Annotated in this window: 16 protein-coding genes; 7 read left to right on the forward strand and 9 right to left on the reverse strand. The window is 69.9% G+C overall.

What is annotated here, in order from left to right; translation table 11 throughout:
• The first annotated feature begins 36 nt into the window (after positions 1 to 36).
• The gene (locus LFM09_RS07090) at positions 37 to 1059 is read left to right on the forward strand and encodes an LLM class flavin-dependent oxidoreductase (RefSeq protein ID WP_414095470.1); all 1023 of its coding nucleotides are present in this window, start codon (positions 37 to 39) and stop codon (positions 1057 to 1059) included.
• On the opposite strand, the gene LFM09_RS07095 is transcribed toward LFM09_RS07090, so the two are convergent.
• Positions 1056 to 2420, reverse strand: a complete 1365-nt coding sequence (locus tag LFM09_RS07095; protein ID WP_414095471.1) for an FAD-dependent monooxygenase — start codon at positions 2418 to 2420, stop codon at positions 1056 to 1058. The genes LFM09_RS07090 and LFM09_RS07095 overlap by 4 nt on opposite strands.
• 91 nt (positions 2421 to 2511) lie before the next feature.
• Positions 2512 to 3402, reverse strand: a complete 891-nt coding sequence (sigJ, locus tag LFM09_RS07100) for an RNA polymerase sigma factor SigJ (protein ID WP_414095472.1) — start codon at positions 3400 to 3402, stop codon at positions 2512 to 2514.
• A gap of 133 nt (positions 3403 to 3535) precedes the next feature.
• Between sigJ and LFM09_RS07105 the strand changes: the two genes are divergently transcribed.
• Entirely contained in the window at positions 3536 to 4102 is a 567-nt protein-coding gene (locus LFM09_RS07105) for an NADPH-dependent FMN reductase (RefSeq protein WP_414095473.1), read from the forward strand.
• A gap of 2 nt (positions 4103 to 4104) precedes the next feature.
• On the forward strand, positions 4105 to 4554 hold the full coding sequence (locus tag LFM09_RS07110; protein ID WP_414095474.1) for a YybH family protein: 450 nt from the start codon (positions 4105 to 4107) through the stop codon (positions 4552 to 4554).
• On the opposite strand, the gene LFM09_RS07115 is transcribed toward LFM09_RS07110, so the two are convergent.
• Positions 4544 to 5017 (reverse strand): group II truncated hemoglobin, encoded by a 474-nt coding sequence (locus LFM09_RS07115; protein WP_414095475.1) that lies wholly within the window; start codon positions 5015 to 5017, stop codon positions 4544 to 4546. The two genes, LFM09_RS07110 and LFM09_RS07115, sit on opposite strands and share 11 nt — an antisense overlap.
• Before the next feature lie 63 nt (positions 5018 to 5080).
• Between LFM09_RS07115 and LFM09_RS07120 the strand changes: the two genes are divergently transcribed.
• Positions 5081 to 5425 carry a winged helix-turn-helix transcriptional regulator gene (locus LFM09_RS07120; RefSeq protein WP_414095476.1) on the forward strand — a complete coding sequence of 115 codons (345 nt, stop codon included), beginning with the start codon at positions 5081 to 5083 and terminating at the stop codon, positions 5423 to 5425.
• Here the strand turns inward: LFM09_RS07120 and LFM09_RS07125 are convergent.
• Positions 5390 to 5833: an Lrp/AsnC family transcriptional regulator gene (locus LFM09_RS07125; protein ID WP_414095477.1), complete on the reverse strand. Its 444-nt coding sequence runs from the start codon at positions 5831 to 5833 to the stop codon at positions 5390 to 5392. The two genes, LFM09_RS07120 and LFM09_RS07125, sit on opposite strands and share 36 nt — an antisense overlap.
• Before the next feature lie 128 nt (positions 5834 to 5961).
• Between LFM09_RS07125 and LFM09_RS07130 the strand changes: the two genes are divergently transcribed.
• Entirely contained in the window at positions 5962 to 7239 is a 1278-nt protein-coding gene (locus LFM09_RS07130; protein ID WP_414095478.1) for an ArgE/DapE family deacylase, read from the forward strand.
• Here the strand turns inward: LFM09_RS07130 and LFM09_RS07135 are convergent.
• Both LFM09_RS07135 and LFM09_RS07140 read right to left on the reverse strand, forming a co-directional pair.
• A complete protein-coding gene (locus LFM09_RS07135) occupies positions 7225 to 8115 on the reverse strand; it encodes a lipoyl protein ligase domain-containing protein (RefSeq protein ID WP_414095479.1) in 891 nt (296 codons plus the stop codon). The genes LFM09_RS07130 and LFM09_RS07135 overlap by 15 nt on opposite strands.
• A 2-nt stretch (positions 8116 to 8117) precedes the next feature.
• Positions 8118 to 9629 carry a hypothetical protein gene (locus tag LFM09_RS07140; RefSeq protein WP_414095480.1) on the reverse strand — a complete coding sequence of 504 codons (1512 nt, stop codon included), beginning with the start codon at positions 9627 to 9629 and terminating at the stop codon, positions 8118 to 8120.
• A 61-nt stretch (positions 9630 to 9690) separates the two neighbouring features.
• Between LFM09_RS07140 and LFM09_RS07145 the strand changes: the two genes are divergently transcribed.
• Positions 9691 to 10149: a hypothetical protein gene (locus LFM09_RS07145; protein ID WP_414095481.1), complete on the forward strand. Its 459-nt coding sequence runs from the start codon at positions 9691 to 9693 to the stop codon at positions 10147 to 10149.
• Here the strand turns inward: LFM09_RS07145 and LFM09_RS07150 are convergent.
• Positions 10146 to 10631 (reverse strand): glutathione peroxidase, encoded by a 486-nt coding sequence (locus tag LFM09_RS07150; RefSeq protein WP_414095482.1) that lies wholly within the window; start codon positions 10629 to 10631, stop codon positions 10146 to 10148. The two genes, LFM09_RS07145 and LFM09_RS07150, sit on opposite strands and share 4 nt — an antisense overlap.
• A 14-nt stretch (positions 10632 to 10645) precedes the next feature.
• Positions 10646 to 11170: a GNAT family N-acetyltransferase gene (locus LFM09_RS07155; RefSeq protein WP_414095483.1), complete on the reverse strand. Its 525-nt coding sequence runs from the start codon at positions 11168 to 11170 to the stop codon at positions 10646 to 10648.
• Between the two features lie 107 nt (positions 11171 to 11277).
• On the opposite strand from LFM09_RS07155, the gene LFM09_RS07160 reads away from it, so the two are divergent.
• The gene (locus LFM09_RS07160) at positions 11278 to 14394 is read left to right on the forward strand and encodes a S8 family serine peptidase (protein WP_414095484.1); all 3117 of its coding nucleotides are present in this window, start codon (positions 11278 to 11280) and stop codon (positions 14392 to 14394) included.
• Positions 14395 to 14435: 41 nt separating this feature from the next.
• On the opposite strand, the gene LFM09_RS07165 is transcribed toward LFM09_RS07160, so the two are convergent.
• Positions 14436 to 14819 carry a VOC family protein gene (locus tag LFM09_RS07165; RefSeq protein ID WP_414095485.1) on the reverse strand — a complete coding sequence of 128 codons (384 nt, stop codon included), beginning with the start codon at positions 14817 to 14819 and terminating at the stop codon, positions 14436 to 14438.
• Between the last annotated feature and the right edge of the window lie 133 nt (positions 14820 to 14952).

The following is a 14952-nucleotide window of genomic DNA, read 5'->3' on the forward strand; positions in this document are numbered from 1 at the left end:
GGGAAGCAACTGCCGGGCGGATGTGTTCGGCATGGTGTGAAGAAGATCGGTTTTCTGTCGTTCGGGCACTGGTCGGACAGCCCCGGCTCGCAGACGAGGTCGGCGTCCGACACGCTGCTGCAGTCGATCGACCTGGCGGTGGCCGCGGAGGAGCTCGGCGCTGACGGCGCCTACTTCCGGGTGCACCACTTCGCCAGGCAGCTCGCGTCGCCGTTCCCGCTGCTCGCCGCGATCGGCGCGCGGACCTCGCGCATCGAGATCGGCACCGGTGTGATCGACATGCGGTACGAGAACCCGATGTACATGGTCGAGGACGCCGGGTCGGCGGACCTCATCGCCGGCGGCAGGCTGCAGCTCGGCATCTCGCGGGGATCGCCCGAGCAGGTCGTCGACGGGTGGCGGTACTTCGGCTACGAGCCCGGCGAGGGGCAGACCGAGGCCGACATGGCCCGCAAGCACGCCGAGGTGTTCCTGAAGGTGCTGGAGGGAGAGGGGTTCGCGCGGCCCAACCCGCGGCCGATGTTCCCGAACCCGCCCGGCCTGCTGCGCCTGGAGCCGCACGCGCCGGGTCTGCGCGACCGGATCTGGTGGGGCGCTGGTTCCAACGGCACCGCGGTGTGGGCGGCCGAGCAGGGCATGAACCTGATGAGCTCGACCCTGAAGTACGACGAGGGCGGGGCGCCGTTCCACGTCCAGCAGGCCGAGCAGATCCGGGCGTTCCGCAAGGCCTGGACCGAGGCCGGGTGGGAACGCGAGCCGCGGGTCTCGGTGTCCCGCAGCATCTTCGCCATCACCACCGACCTCGACGACGCGTACTTCGGCGGTGACGGCGAGAGCAAGGACCAGATCGGCTTCATCGACGGCCCGAACAAGGCGATCTTCGGACGCTCGTACGCCGCCGAGCCAGACGAGCTGATCCGGCAACTGGCCGAGGACGAGGCGATCGCCGAAGCGGACACCCTCCTGCTGACCGTGCCCAACCAGCTCGGCGTCGACTACAGCGCGCACGTCATCGACAACATCGTCACGCACGTCGCGCCGGCCCTCGGCTGGCGTTAGGCGCCGAACCAGCGGCCGAGCTGGTCGTCCAGGTCCTCCTGCTGCTCACCGACCCACGCGACATAGCCGTCGGGGCGCAGCAGGACGGCCGGAACATCATGTGCCGCAACAGGATCAGTGACGAGGTCGACCCGGTCGGACCAGCCGCCGACCCTCAGCTGCCCGGTGCGGTCGAGCACGAGCCCGCGGCCCTGCTCCAGGTCGATGTCGCGCATCCGGCGGCCGACCAGGTCGTGGCTGCTGCCGAAGTCGTACCGGATGCCGATCGCCGTGATCTTCTCGATCAGGTACCGGTTCACCTCGTCGAAGTCCATCAGCTCGGTCAGCAGCCTCCGCACGGCCCGCGCTCCCGGTTCGTCGGAGGCCAGCAGCACCTGGGCGCGGGTGTTGTTCAGGACGTCCTCGGCGACCGGACGACGTTCTGCCTCATACGTGTCCAGCAACGCTTTCGGTGCCCAGCCGTGAATCTCGGCCGCCAGCTTCCAGCCGAGGTTGACCGCGTCCTGGACGCCCAGGTTGAGGCCCTGACCACCGGCGGGCGGGTGGATGTGCGCCGCGTCGCCGGCCAGCAGCACCCGCCCGACCCGGTACCGCTCGGCGAGCCGGGTGGCATCGCCGAACCGGGACAGCCAGCGTGGCGAGTGCACGCCGAAGTCCGTTCCGGCCACAGCGTGCAGCTGCCGTTTGAAATCGTCCAGCGTCGGAGGTTCCGCACTGGGCTCCACTTCGGACACCACAACGCGGTAGACCCCTTCGCCGAAGGGGCTGATCACTCTGCCGGACTTGGCGATCTCCTCCCGCGACGCGGTCGCCGCCATCTCGCCCATCAGCGTGTGGTTCCGCGAGGGCTCGCCGGGAAATCCGACGCCGAGCAGCTTGCGCACAGCACTGCGTGCACCGTCGCAGCCGACCAGATAGCGTGACCGGAGCCGTTCGCCGTCGGCCAGCTCGACCGTCACGCCCTCGTCGTACTGCTCGAAACCTGTTACCGCACAACCACGACGGACCTGCGCACCAAGTTCGACCGCGTGTTCTTCGAGCAGGCCGTCGATGATCGGCTGCGGGATGCCCAGCTGGTAAGCGGACTTCAGATCTTCGGGTGCCGGCTTGGGGATGGCGGCGAAGATGCCGCCGACCGGCCGTTGCCTGCCGCGTTCGAGGAACCGGTCCAGCAGTCCGCGCATCGCCATGATCTCAAGACTGCGAACGTGCAGGCTCACCACGCGGACGAGCGAGGAGACGGGCTCTTTCTCTTTCTCCAGAACGAGAACCTGGACATCGTGCAGCCGCAGTTCAGCGGCCAGCATCGCTCCGGTCGGCCCGCATCCGGCGATGACCACGTCGAACTGGGAGGACTTCATCTGTGTTGCCTTTCGGGAAGGAGAGCACCCACGTCGATACCGCGTTCACGGGTTCTCACCTCCTCAAGGCAGGGTCACGATCAACGGCAAGCTACCGGCCGGGCCTCACCCCGTCGACTCCTTGTCGCAGCCACGAGCGGAGCTTCTCGGGGTTGCGCACGGCCCAGACGCGGGTGATGCGGTCGTCCGCGAAGTCGAACGCGTAGACGGACGAGGTGACGCCGTCCTGCTGGATGAGCAGGCCGGGCCGGCCGTTGACGGTGCGCTCCAGCATCGTGAAGTCGCCGGGAACCGTGGTGGCGACGGCGATGAGGAACTGGGCGATCTGCGCGCCGCCCTCGATCGGGTCGAGCGCGGTGGCGACCAGGCCGCCGCCGTCGGCGGTGAAGATCGCGGTGGGGTCGAGGAGGCCGACGAGGGCGGTGATGTCCTGGGCCTCCCAGGCGTTCTTGAAGTCGCGGACCACCTCGACCTGGCGGACGGCCGGGGCCGCGGGCGGCTTGGACGCGCTGACGCGGCGGCGGGCCGACGAGGCGAGTTCGCGGCAGGCGCCCGGCGTGCGGCCGGTGATCTCGGCGACTTCCGCGAAGGAGTAGCGGTAGACGTCGTGCAGGACGAGTGCGACGCGCTGGGCCGGGGTCATCGACTCGAGCGCGACGAGAAAGGCCATGGTGACCGACTCGTCCAGGGTGACGCGGTCGGCGGGGTCGGCGGCCGGGTCCGGCAGCGGCTCGGGAATCCATTGCCCGACATAACGTTCGCGGCGCACGCGCGCCGAACCGAGCACGTCGAGGCAGATGCGGCTGGTGACCGTGGTGAGCCACGCACCGGGGGAGGCGATCGCGCTCTGCTGCTGCTCTGACAACGCGTACCAGCGGGCATAGGCCTCCTGGACGGCGTCCTCGGCCTCGGCTAGCGTGCCCAGCAACCGGTAGGCGAGGTTGATCAGGTGGCGGCGCTCGCCGAGCGTGGCGTCGGTCATCGGTGCTCCCGTTGGTTCGCGGTCTTCGCCCTGCACGACGAGACACCGCGCCGAACTGTCAGGACCAGCCTGACGTTTTCCTGGGTCGCGTCGTCGTAGTGCTCGGAAGCGAACGCCACGAACGGAGAAGACCGTGATCAGTATCGGCATCATCCTGGGCAGCACCCGTCCGGGGCGCCGGGGTGAGCAGGTGGCCCGGTGGGTCGAGGAGCGGGCGGCCCTGCGCGGGGACGCGCGGTTCGAGGTGGTCGACCTGGTCGACCACCCGTTGCCGCACCTGGACGAACTGCCGGGCGAGTACGGGCACGAGCACACCAGGGCGTGGGCGGCGAAGATCGCGTCGTTCGACGGGTTCGTGGTGGTCACGCCCGAGTACAACCACTCGGCCCCGGCCGTGCTGAAGAACGCGATCGACTTCCTGCACGCGGAGTGGCGCGACAAGGCGATCGGGTTCGTGTCGTACGGCGGTGTGGGCGGCGCCCGCGCGGTCGAGCAGTTGCGGCTGGTGTGCGGGGCGCTGGAGATGGCCGACGTGACGTCCCAGGTGACGCTGTCGCTGGCCACGGAGTTCGAGAACTTCACCGTGCTGAAGCCGGGCGACCACCACGTGGCCGCCCTGACCAAGATGCTGGACCAGGTCGTCGCCTGGAGCACCGCCCTCGCGCCGTTGCGCACCGGTTCGCCGGTCGCGGTGGCCTGAACGTGTTGAAGGGACTGATGATGCGCGAACTGGACGAAGCCGCGATCAGGCGGCACATCGGCAAGATCGTGGACGGGATCGAGGGCAAGGACCTGGACGCGCTCCGGCGGCTCTACTCGGAGGACGTCGTGTCCTTCGACGTCGAGCCGCCGCTGCAGCACGTCGGTGTCGACGCGAAGCTGAAGAACTGGGCGAGCGCGTTCGCGTTCTTCGACGACCTGGCTTACGAGGTTCGCGACCTGGTGCTGACGGTGGACGAGACCGTCGCGTTCGGACACTGCTTCGGCCGGCTCAGCGGCACTTCGAAGGACGGCGCGGCGATGGGCGGGATGTGGGTCCGCGCGACGTTCGGCTTCCGGAAGGTCGACGGGAACTGGCTGATCACCCACGACCAGGTCTCCGTTCCGTTCGACATCCGCAGCGGTGCGGGGGTGACGGACCTCAGCCCTTGAGGTAGGGCGGCGCCTCGCCCCAGCCCCACTTCGGCACGGGCGCGCCGTGGAAGGGTTTGGCGTCCGGTGCGGAGTTCTGCACCGCCAACCGCGTTCCCCACTCCAGATAGGACACGAACGCGGCGCGGAACTCGGGATCGGACGGCAGCCCGACCTCGTCCGCCGCATCCATGATCAGGTTCAGCCAGCGCCGGCGTTGCTCCTCGGTGATGGCGCGGCCGAGGTGCTTGGCCAGCATGAACTCGTAGCCGCCGCGCTCGGCGGTGTAGGCGGCGGGTCCGCCGAACACCTCGCCCAGCCACAGCGCCACATAGCGCGCGTGGCCGGGATCCATGCCGGCGAACACCGGCGCGAGCAGCTCGTCGTCGGCGACGCGGCGGTAGAACTCCTCGGTGAGCCGCAGCAGTGCCTCCGCGCCGCCGGCCCAGGTGTAGAGAGCAGGTGTTGACTGGTCGTTGATCACGACGCCAACTCCAGCACCGCGCGGAAGTCCCGGCAAGTACGCACCTTTTGGTGAGGAGCGCCCATGTACCACTGTCCTGTCGAGCTCGCGCTCGACGTCGTCGGCGGCAAGTGGCGCGCGGTCATCCTCGCCCACCTCAAACAACGCCCGCACCACTACGGCGAGCTGCGCCGCAAGGTGCCGGGCATCAGCGAGAAGATGTTCGTGCAGCGGCTTCGCGAGCTGCAGGAGGCGGGCCTGGTGGCGCGGGCCGAGGTGCCGCCGAACGTCGAGTACTCGCTCACCGAGGAGGGCCGCAGTCTCGGGCCCGCTCTGCAGGCCTTGTACGACTGGGGCGTCCAGCGCGCCGCACGCACTGGCGTGGTCATCGCGTCAGACCTGGATGCGCGGCCGGCTCAGCAGGCGTGACAGCACGATGACGCTCTCGGTCCGGTCGACCGGACCGGTGGCGCGCACCCGTTGGATCGCCAGTTCCAGGTGCGGGATGTCCGCGGCGAGCATGTGGAGCATCGCGTCGGCCGCTCCGGAGACGGTGCAGGCGTCGACGACCTCCGGGATGTCCTCGAGCGCCTTGAGCAGTTCGGCCGGGGTGGGGTTGCCGGTGCAGTAGATCTCGACGTACGCCTCGGTGTGCCACGCCAGCGACTGGGGGTCGACGATCGCCGTGAAGCCGCGGATCGCGCCGGACTTCACCAGGCGGTCGAGGCGTCTCTTGGCCGCGGAGGGGGACAACCCGGCCTCCTTGCCGATCTCCGCGTACGTCGCACGGGCGTCGCGCACCACACAGCGGATGATCGCTTCGTCGATGGTGTCCACAGGTCGCTCCCGGTCGGTTGGCTGCGCAAAAGATCGTCATACGCGGTTTGACAATGCAAAAAAGTGGGCCTGATTCGCCGGGAATGACGATTGTTTGCGTGGTTGTACCGAGCTTAGTCTCACGGCTTGTGACCACTGCGAACGTGAGCGATGTCGAGGCCGCGGCACTGGCGGCGGTGGACGAGGAGGCCGTCGGCCGGCTCCTGCTGGACTTGCTGGCCGTGCCGAGCGTGACCGGCACCGCCGCGGAGTCCGAGCTCCAGCACGTCCTGGCGCGGCAGCTGGAACGCCTGGACCTCGACGTCGACCTGTGGTCGATGGACCTGCCCGACCTGCGGGCGCGCTCGGAGTTCCCCGGCACCGAGGCGCCGCGCACGGAGGCGTGGGGGCTGGTCGGTGAGACCCGGCCGCGCGGTGACGGGCCGACCCTGATCCTCCAGGGCCACGTCGACGTCGTGCCGCCCGGCGACCTGGCCAGGTGGGAGGGCGATCCGTTCCGGCCGCGCGTCGTCGGGGACGTGGTGCACGGGCGCGGGGCGTGCGACATGAAGGCCGGCGTGGTGGCGATCATCGCCGCGCTGGCCGCGATCCGGGCGGCTCAGGTGAAGCTGCACGGCCAGGTGTCCGCGCACTTCGTCGTGAGCGAGGAGGACGGCGGCCTCGGCGCGTTCGGCACGCTCGACCGCGGCCACACCGGCGACGCCTGCATCATCACCGAACCGACCAGCGGCGCACTGATGATCGCGAACGCCGGCGCGCTCACGTTCCGCATCGAGGTGCCCGGACGCGCCACGCACGGCAGCACCAGGTACTTCGGGGTGAGCGCCATCGACGCCTACCTGCCGATCCACCAGGCGCTCGCGCGGCTCGAAACTCGCCGCAACTCCGGCGCCGACGCGTTGATGTCCGAGTACCCCGTGCCGTACCCGTTGTCCGTCGGTGTTCTTAGCGCCGGTGACTGGGCCAGCAGCGTGCCTGATCTGCTGGTCGCGGAGGGGCGGCTGGGCGTTCAGCTGGGTGAGGACCCGGCCGCGGCCCGTGCCGAGCTGGAGATGTGCGTGGCTGAGGCTTGTGCGGCCGATCCGTGGTTGCGCTCGAACCCGGCTGTCGTGACGTGGCCGGGTGGTCAGTTCGCGAGTGGCCGACTGGTGGCGGGGCACCCGCTGGCGTCGCTGGTCGGTGCTGCGCACGCCGACGTCACCGGTGGCGCGCGGCCGGTCGAGCGGGGTGCGCCTTACGGCAGCGATCTGCGGCTGTACGCGGGGGCGGGCATTCCGACGCTGCAGTACGGGCCTGGGGATGTCCGGCTTGCGCACGGGCCGCAGGAACAGGTCCGGGTGAGTGAGATCTTGACCGTCACCAGGGCGCTGGTGCTGGCGACGCTGCGCACGCTATCGGCCGAGTAGCAGGGGGTTCGCTCGCGTCCAGTCGTCGACGTGGAACGGCAACGCGCGCGGCGCGGCAGTCGGGGCGTGTGTGGCTGGCGCCGCGTGCGCGGTGGTCGAAGCGTGTGCGGGCCACGGGCGTGACACAGCGGTCGACGCGTGAGTGACCACCTCGGCCGGCAACGGCTCGTCGGTCAGGTCGAGCCGGCTGCGGTAGTCCACCGCGAACGCCGCAGCCACCTCGTCGGCCGTCAACCCAGGTGCGTAGTCGGCCAGCCCCGCGATGGAGCTCTCCCGCAGGTCGTAGCCGAGCGCCCGCGACACGTCGATCATCACGGCGCGCACCCGATCCGAGACGGCGACCTGCACCACCGTGCTGAACAGGGAACCGGTGGCGGTGACCCGTTGCGCCGAGCCCACGACCTTCGCGACGCCCCCGACGTTGATGCTGTACTCGCCGGGGCAGTACTCGCCGTCGACTTCACCGATGCGGGCGTCGATGTCGCCGAGGCCGCGCAGCACCCGCGCGTGGCTCTCGGCGTTCGCGGCGAAGGTCGCGCTGCCCGCGTGCCGGATGTCGGTCGTGCGGTCGAGGTGGTCGATCACGACGGCGCCGCTGTCGTAGGCGACCATCCGTCCGCCCGGCGAGCGGACGACTGTCTCGAACCCCGCCGCACGGGCCACCTCGGTGGCCTCGGCGATGCCGGGGGAGCGGAGGTCGCGGCCGCTGAAGGCGACCGTGGGACCGTGCGGCACGTAGATGTGCACGAGCTGCGACCACTCCGCGTCGGGCGTGCGCAGCAACAGCGCCGCGGTCACCAGCTCGGTGATCGCGTCCCCGGTACTCCCGGACACCAGCAGGTTCTTCGCGGTCGGCACCCCGTGATTCTCGACCACGATCAAATCGTCCGCCGACCTGCCCACCACCCGGCCGCCACGACCGGCACGAGACACACCGCCGCGAGGATCAGCCCGAGCTGGACGGCGGGCCCGTGCTCCGGCGGGTGGCCGACCGTCCAGCTGAGCACAGGTCCCAGGAAGGCCAGGCCGGTCAGCACGGCGGCGGCCACGACCACTGCCGTCCGCGGCCGGGGCAGCATCCGCTGGGCCAGCACGAGACCCGCAGCGGCACCGATCAAGCACAGCGCGAACACCAGTCCTGTCCCCGTCGACTTGGCGGCGGAGTCGGAGGAGAACACCACCGCGCCGGCGATCGGCACGGAGGCCACCAGCAGGAGACCGAGCGGCAGCAGCACGGGAAGCCAGCGCCCTGGCCGGGGACGAGCCCGGCCACCCGCGATCGACATCCCGACCAGCAGGGCGAGCACGGTGATCAGGCCGGCGTCGATGACGTAGTCCCCGATCCCCTGCCCGAACGCGGTGAGCGGCGCGGGACGGATGTCGAGCCCGGTCGCCGGGATCACGACGGGCACCTGCTGCCAGACACCGTCGGCGCTGCGGACCGCCAGCCCCTCCATGCCATTGGCGACGATCACCTGATGCCCGCCCGGGACCGCTCGGACCACGAGTTCCACGCTGGCCACCTTGCGCGAGCCGTCCGTCCAATTGGGAAGCAGGTGCTGGCGCACGATGAACGGCCACCGGGTGGCTGGACGGTCCCAGGCGGTGCGCCAGGTCTGGCCGCCGTCGGTCGTCTCGTCGACACCGAGCCGGCGTCTGTCGGGCGAAGTTTGCCGCGCGGGGAAGTCGAGGTCACCGCCGTGCACCCGGTAACAGCGCGCCTCGTCATCGGGTGCGCAGGCTTCGAGCTGCCGCCCGCGACCAGGCAGGTGCTCGGGCGGTGTCCCCGGCAGATGCGTCCAGTCACCGACGCCGGAAGGGGAGCTGTAGTACTCCCCGCCCACCTCGATCATCACCTGGTCACCGGCGATGGGCTGGATGGCGTTGACCGACGGGAGCGTGTCGGCCGGTGGCGAAGTCGCGGCGATCGCCAGAACCGCGAACGGCAGCGCGACCACCACCCGCACCCGGTGTGCCAGGCGGTCCGGCAACGGGGGTGCGTCCGCCACCCGACGCCAGGCCCACCAGGCGAGGCCCAGCGCGGGCAGTGCGACCAGGTCGGTCGGGTCGGCCAGGATGACCGAGGGGCCGTTGACGACCGACCACGCCGCGGACGCGACCTCAGCGCCGATGCTGGTCAGCTTCACCCACGCGAACCCGGCTCCGGTCAGCAGCGTCGCAGCCGCCGCGCCGATCCGGCCGAACCGGAACAGGCCGGACAGCAGCCCCAAGACCGCCGGCGCCACCACCAGCCCGGCGAAGTCGCTGAGCTTGCCGGTGACGAGACCCGGCCACGCCTGCTTGAACACGTGGTCGTTCAACAGCAGGACCGCGGTGGCCCCGACGGTCAGCGGATGCGCCACCCAGCGCAGGAACACCCCAGCTCGCATGGGACACAGCCTGCGGTGCCGTGATCACGGCCCGGCCTTCCGTTCTGACACGATTGTGCTCATGAAACGCGTTGTGATCCTCGGCCGCGGCGGTGCGGGGAAATCAACCCTCGCCATCACACTCGGCGCCGCGACCGGGCTCCCGGTCGTCGAGCTCGACAAGCACTTCTGGGGACCGAACCTGGAACCCACCCCACCCAACCGCTGGGCCGACGTCCAGGGCGAACTCGCCGACGCCGAACAGTGGATCATGGACGGCGACCTCGGCCCTTACGACGTCCTCGCCGTGCGCCTCCAACGGGCGGACGCCGTGATCCTGCTCGACTACTCGTTCCCGCGCTGCGCCTGGCGGGCGTTGAAGCGCTCGCGGGAACGGTTCGACTTCTGGGTCTGGGTGTGGTCGTGGCGCCGCAAGCACCGACCGCAGCTCCTGGAAGCGATCACGACGCACGCCAAGGACGCGGAACTGCACGTGTTCCGCAGTCCTCGCGCGACGGCCCGCTTCGTGGCCGGGGCCTAGCGGAGGGCGGCTTCGATGGCCTCGGTGAGCGTGGGGTCCTCCGGCTCGACCTTCGGGCGGAACCGGCCCAGCACCTCGCCCTCGCGCGACACCAGGAACTTCTCGAAGTTCCACTGCACGTCGCCCGCGGCCCCCGCGGCGTCGGCGTGCTGCACGAGCTGCTGGTAGAGGGGGTGCTGCCCGGAGCCGTTGACCTCCACCTTCTCGTACAGGGGGAACGACACCCCGTACGTCGTCGAGCAGAAGGTGGCGATCTCCTCGGAGGTGCCCGGTTCCTGTCCGGCGAACTGGTTGCACGGGAAGCCGATCACGGAGAAGCCGTCCTCGCCGTACTTCTCCTGGAGCCGCTCCAGGCCCGCGTACTGCGGGGTGAGGCCGCAGCGCGAGGCGACGTTGACGACGAGCAGCACCTTGCCGCGCAGGTCGCTCAGGTTGCCTGGCTCTCCCGCGAGAGTGCTGACCGGGATGTCGTAGATCTCCATGGCCTCAACGTAGCTCACAGCCTCCTGAAGTCGACCGCGAGCAAGCCGAACAGCAGGTCGTCGGTCCACTCGCCCTTGATCCAGGTGTGCGCGACCCGATGCCCCTCCTGCCGGAAACCCAGCCGTGTCAACAGCTTCACCGAACGCTCGTTGCGGGCGTCGCACTCGGCGGACACGCGGTGCAGGCCGCGCTCGTCGAACAGGTGCCGCAGCATCAGCTGCACGGCTTCGGTCGCGTAGCCGTGACCCTGGTGCGCCGGGGCGAGCGTGTAGCCGATGTCGGCCTGCATGAGGTTCTCGTGCGTGTTGACGCCGACATCGCCGATCAGGGTGCCGTCGAGGTCGACCGCGTACTGGAACCAGCCCGGCTCCGCGGGATCGGTCATCTCGTCGATCATCCGTGCGGCGGCCTCGACCGGGAACGGCGTGCTCCAGTCCTGGTAGCGCGCCACGTCCGGGTCCGACCGGTAGTCCGCGAACGGCTGTGCGTCCTCGGCGCGGAACGGCCGGATCGTGAGGCGGTCGCTGGTGAGGATCACCCCATCAGGCTAGTTCTCACGAACGGACGCAACCTCCGCTACCCCGGTGGCATCCTCCACGTAGGGGAAGCGCTCCTCACCAGGGCGCAAAAAACGGGGGATTCGAATTGAACAAGAGAATGCTCGCCGCTGGGCTGGCGGCCGCCGTGGTCATGTCCACGGCCGCAGTGCCCGCCGCGGCGACTGGGGAGCAGACCGGCGGCCTCACGACCACGGTCACGTTGATCACCGGTGACCAGGTTTCCGTGGTCGGCGGCGAGGTGCGCACCAGGCCCGGCAGAGGCCGTGAGCACATCGGTTTTCACCGGTACACCGACACGGCGGGCGACCTGCACGTCGTTCCCGCGGACGCCGAGCAGCAGGTCGCGTCGGGCACGCTCGACGAGCGGCTGTTCGACGTGTCGTTGCTCGCGAGGTCCGGCTACGACGACTCGAGCCGCGACACCATTCCGTTGATCGTCGAGGGTGACCTGGCGAGTGGCCGTTCGCTCGCCAGCATCGGAGCGCGCGCGGCGGAGGCACCGAAGAACGGTGAGTTCTGGACGCGGGCCCGCGCGATGGGCACGACGAAGGTCTGGCTCGACGGCAAGGTCACGGCGACGCTGGACCGCAGCGCCGCCCAGATCGGCGCGCCGAGCGCGTGGGAGAAGGGCCTCACCGGTGCGGGGGTGACGGTCGCGGTGCTCGACACCGGCATCGACGCCACCCATCCGGATCTCGCGGACGCGGTCGTCGACGCGCGGAACTTCACCGACACCACGACCTCCGACGATCTGAACGGGCACGGCACGCACGTCGCGTCCACGATCACCGGCGCCGGCAGGTACCAGGGCATCGCGCCGGACGCCAAGGTCGTCAACGGCAAGGTCCTGGGCCCGCAGGGCGGCCAGGAGTCCTGGATCATCGCCGGGATGGAGTGGGCCGCCACCAAGGCCAAGGTCGTCAACATGAGCCTCGGCGGTGGCCCGCCGAGCGCCGGTGACGACCCGTTGTCGTTGGCACTGAACAGGATCTCGGCGCAGACGGGTGCCCTGTTCGTCGTCTCCGCGGGCAACTCCGGCGGCCTGGTGGCCTCACCGGCGGCCGCCGACGCCGCGCTGACCGTCGGAGCGGTGCACCGCGATGACGCGCTCGCGAACTTCTCCAGCCGCGGCCCGCGGTTCAAGGACAACGCGATCAAGCCGGACATCACCGCGCCCGGCGTCGGCATCGTGGCGGCCAAGGCGCGCAACGGCACCATCGGCACCCCGGTGGGCGAGCACCACGTCGCCCTGGACGGCACGTCGATGGCCGCACCGCACGTGGCGGGCGCCGCGGCGATCCTGGCCGCGCAGCACCCGGCGTGGACGGGGCAGGACATCAAGGCGGCGTTGATGAACACCGCCAAGCCCAACGCCGCCAACACCGTCTACGACCAGGGTGCGGGCCGCGTGGACATCGCGAAGGCCGCGGCCGCCACCGTCACGGCGAACACCGGCAGCCTGAGCATGGGTCGAGCGGACTGGCCGCACGGCGACGACGAGCCGATCGTCCGCAAGGTCACCTACCGCAACACCGGCAGCGAACCGGTGACGCTGGACCTCTCGATCGACGAGCAGAAGCCAGGTGCGGGCGTGTTCAGCGTGGCCCCGGCTCAGCTCACCGTGCCTGCGGGCGGCACGGCCACAGCTACCGTCACCGCGGACACACGGGTGAACGTGCCGGACGGGCTCTACAGCGCGGTCGTGAAGTCCTCCAGCGGCACCAGGATTCCGCTCACCGTCGAGAAGCAGATCGAGAGCTATCCGGTGAAGCTCTCGTTCGTCGACGGCGACGGCAAACCGACGCCGCGCTACCAGTACCGGCTCGTGAACCTCGACGCGGAACGCGAGTTCAACAGCCGCGACCAGGACGGTTACGACCCGTCCGGCACGATCACCCGGATGCTGCCGAGGGGGCGCTACCTGCTGGACATGGCCTCCAACCCGGTGGGGTCCGAGCTCTCCTGGCTGGTCGAACCTCGCGTCGAGGTGACGGGTCCGCGGGAGTTCGTGCTGGACCACCGCAAGGGCACCGTGCCGGACCTCGCCGTCGAACGACCTGACGCGAGCGACGGCCGGGCTGATGTCCACTTCATCACGAAGGCGTCGTGGGGCCACTTCGGCAGCGGCTTCGGCATGGTCGGTTTCACCGATCTGCGCGTGCACCCGTCGACGACCACGGCGCCGGAGTTCGAGTGGTCCGCGGAGATCCTGAAGGCCCGCAAGCACGCGGACGGCACGTTCAACGGCAGCCCGTTCCAGTACAACCTGCGCATGGTGGAGAAGGGCGCAGTGCCGGCCGATCTGCGGCGTGCCGTGCCCGACTCCTCACTGGCCCGAGTCGACTCGGTGACGCACGTCCGCGTGCCGGGGTCGCTCATCCGCCACAACGGCGGTGCCTCCGGTCCGGCCCCGCTGCGGTTGCGGCAGTACTACACGCCGGGCGTGCCGTGGTCGGCGACGATGGAGGAGCTCGACCCGGTCGACACGTGGAAGCTCCTGGGACTCCAGAACTGGCGAACGCGCACGTTCACACGAGGCCAGCACGTCGACGAACGCTGGAACACCGCGGTGTTCGGACCGTCGTTCCCGGCGGGAAGCCTGAACGCGGACCGCTCGGGCACCCTGCTGTTCCTGGGCGTGCCGATGTTCAGCCAGAACGGCGACTCCGTCGGCGGTGGCGTCGTCGGCCAGGAGACCAGGTCGGTGCTCTACCGGGGCGACGAGGTGCTCTCGGACAGCCGCAAGCCGGGGTACGCCGCCGCCGAAGTGCGGGACGCCAAGGACACCTACCGGTTCCACGTCACCGGAAGCCGCGAGAACTCGCTGACCTCCAAGCTGGACACGACGTGGACGTTCACCTCGGAACGCACCACCGCGCCGATTCCGTTGCTGGCGCTGCGGTTCGAGCCGAAGCTCGACGAGCACAACCGTGCGGCGGCCGGTCGTCCGCTGATCGTTCCGGTCAGCGTGCAGCGCAACGGCACGCCGGGGCACGTCACCGACGTCAGGACTCCCGAGATCCAGGTGTCCTACGACGACGGTGTGACCTGGCAGCCGGTGAAGGTGTTCCGGGTGGGCGGCAAGTGGTTGGTCACGCTGCACCATCCCGTGGGCGCGAAGTCGGTGTCGCTCAAGGGGAAGACCGGTGACGCGGCCGGATCGGTGGAGCAGACGGTCATCCGGGCGTACGAGCTGAGGTAGCCCTTGCGGCGGCCGTGGTCACGTCCACGGCCGCCGTTGCGCTACCCGCGTTGCTCGGCGACCAGCCAGCACAGGCAAAACGGGTGACCGGCAGGGTCGGCGTACACCTGGAAGTCGTCCCCGGCGGTGTTTCCCAGAGCCGGTTTCAGCACCGACGCGCCGAGAGCCATGACCTGCTCGTGCGCCTCAGCGAAGTCCTCCACCCACAGATCGAGGTGGATCTGCTGCTTGGTCGGCCCGTCCGGCCACTCCGGCGGCGTGTGGTCGGGCGCGAGCTGCACGCCCACCCGCGGGGCGCCGTCGACGATCACCATGTGCCAGTCGCCGTCCTCGTCGACCTTCCCGCCGAGCACACCCGCCCAGAAGCGGCTCTCCGCGGCGAGATCGGCCGCGTCGAAGGTCACCACCTGGTGTTTGATTCGCATCACCGCATTCTGCCAACCCACGTGGCCGCCTGCCGGTCAAGGAAAAAGTTGGCCGATATGTGCCACGCCGTCCACCTTGACCGGGTTGAAAACGGCTCATTAGCTTAGGTCCTTGTAAGGCCGAATTCCCTGA

The sequence above is a fragment of the Lentzea alba genome, from assembly GCF_047445655.1.
Taxonomy (GTDB): Bacteria; Actinomycetota; Actinomycetes; order Mycobacteriales; family Pseudonocardiaceae; genus Lentzea; species Lentzea alba_A.

Bases quoted from the DNA above. Each gene is read 5' to 3' on its own strand.
- LFM09_RS07150 (WP_414095482.1), bottom strand. From the start codon at position 10,631: ATGGAGATCTACGACATCCCGGTCAGCACTCTCGCGGGAGAGCCAGGC.
- LFM09_RS07165 (WP_414095485.1), bottom strand. From the start codon at position 14,819: ATGCGAATCAAACACCAGGTGGTGACCTTCGACGCGGCCGATCTCGCC.
- LFM09_RS07095 (WP_414095471.1), bottom strand. From the start codon at position 2,420: ATGAAGTCCTCCCAGTTCGACGTGGTCATCGCCGGATGCGGGCCGACC.
- LFM09_RS07120 (WP_414095476.1), top strand. From the start codon at position 5,081: ATGTACCACTGTCCTGTCGAGCTCGCGCTCGACGTCGTCGGCGGCAAG.
- sigJ (WP_414095472.1), bottom strand. From the start codon at position 3,402: ATGACCGACGCCACGCTCGGCGAGCGCCGCCACCTGATCAACCTCGCC.
- LFM09_RS07145 (WP_414095481.1), top strand. From the start codon at position 9,691: ATGAAACGCGTTGTGATCCTCGGCCGCGGCGGTGCGGGGAAATCAACC.
- LFM09_RS07140 (WP_414095480.1), bottom strand. From the start codon at position 9,629: ATGCGAGCTGGGGTGTTCCTGCGCTGGGTGGCGCATCCGCTGACCGTC.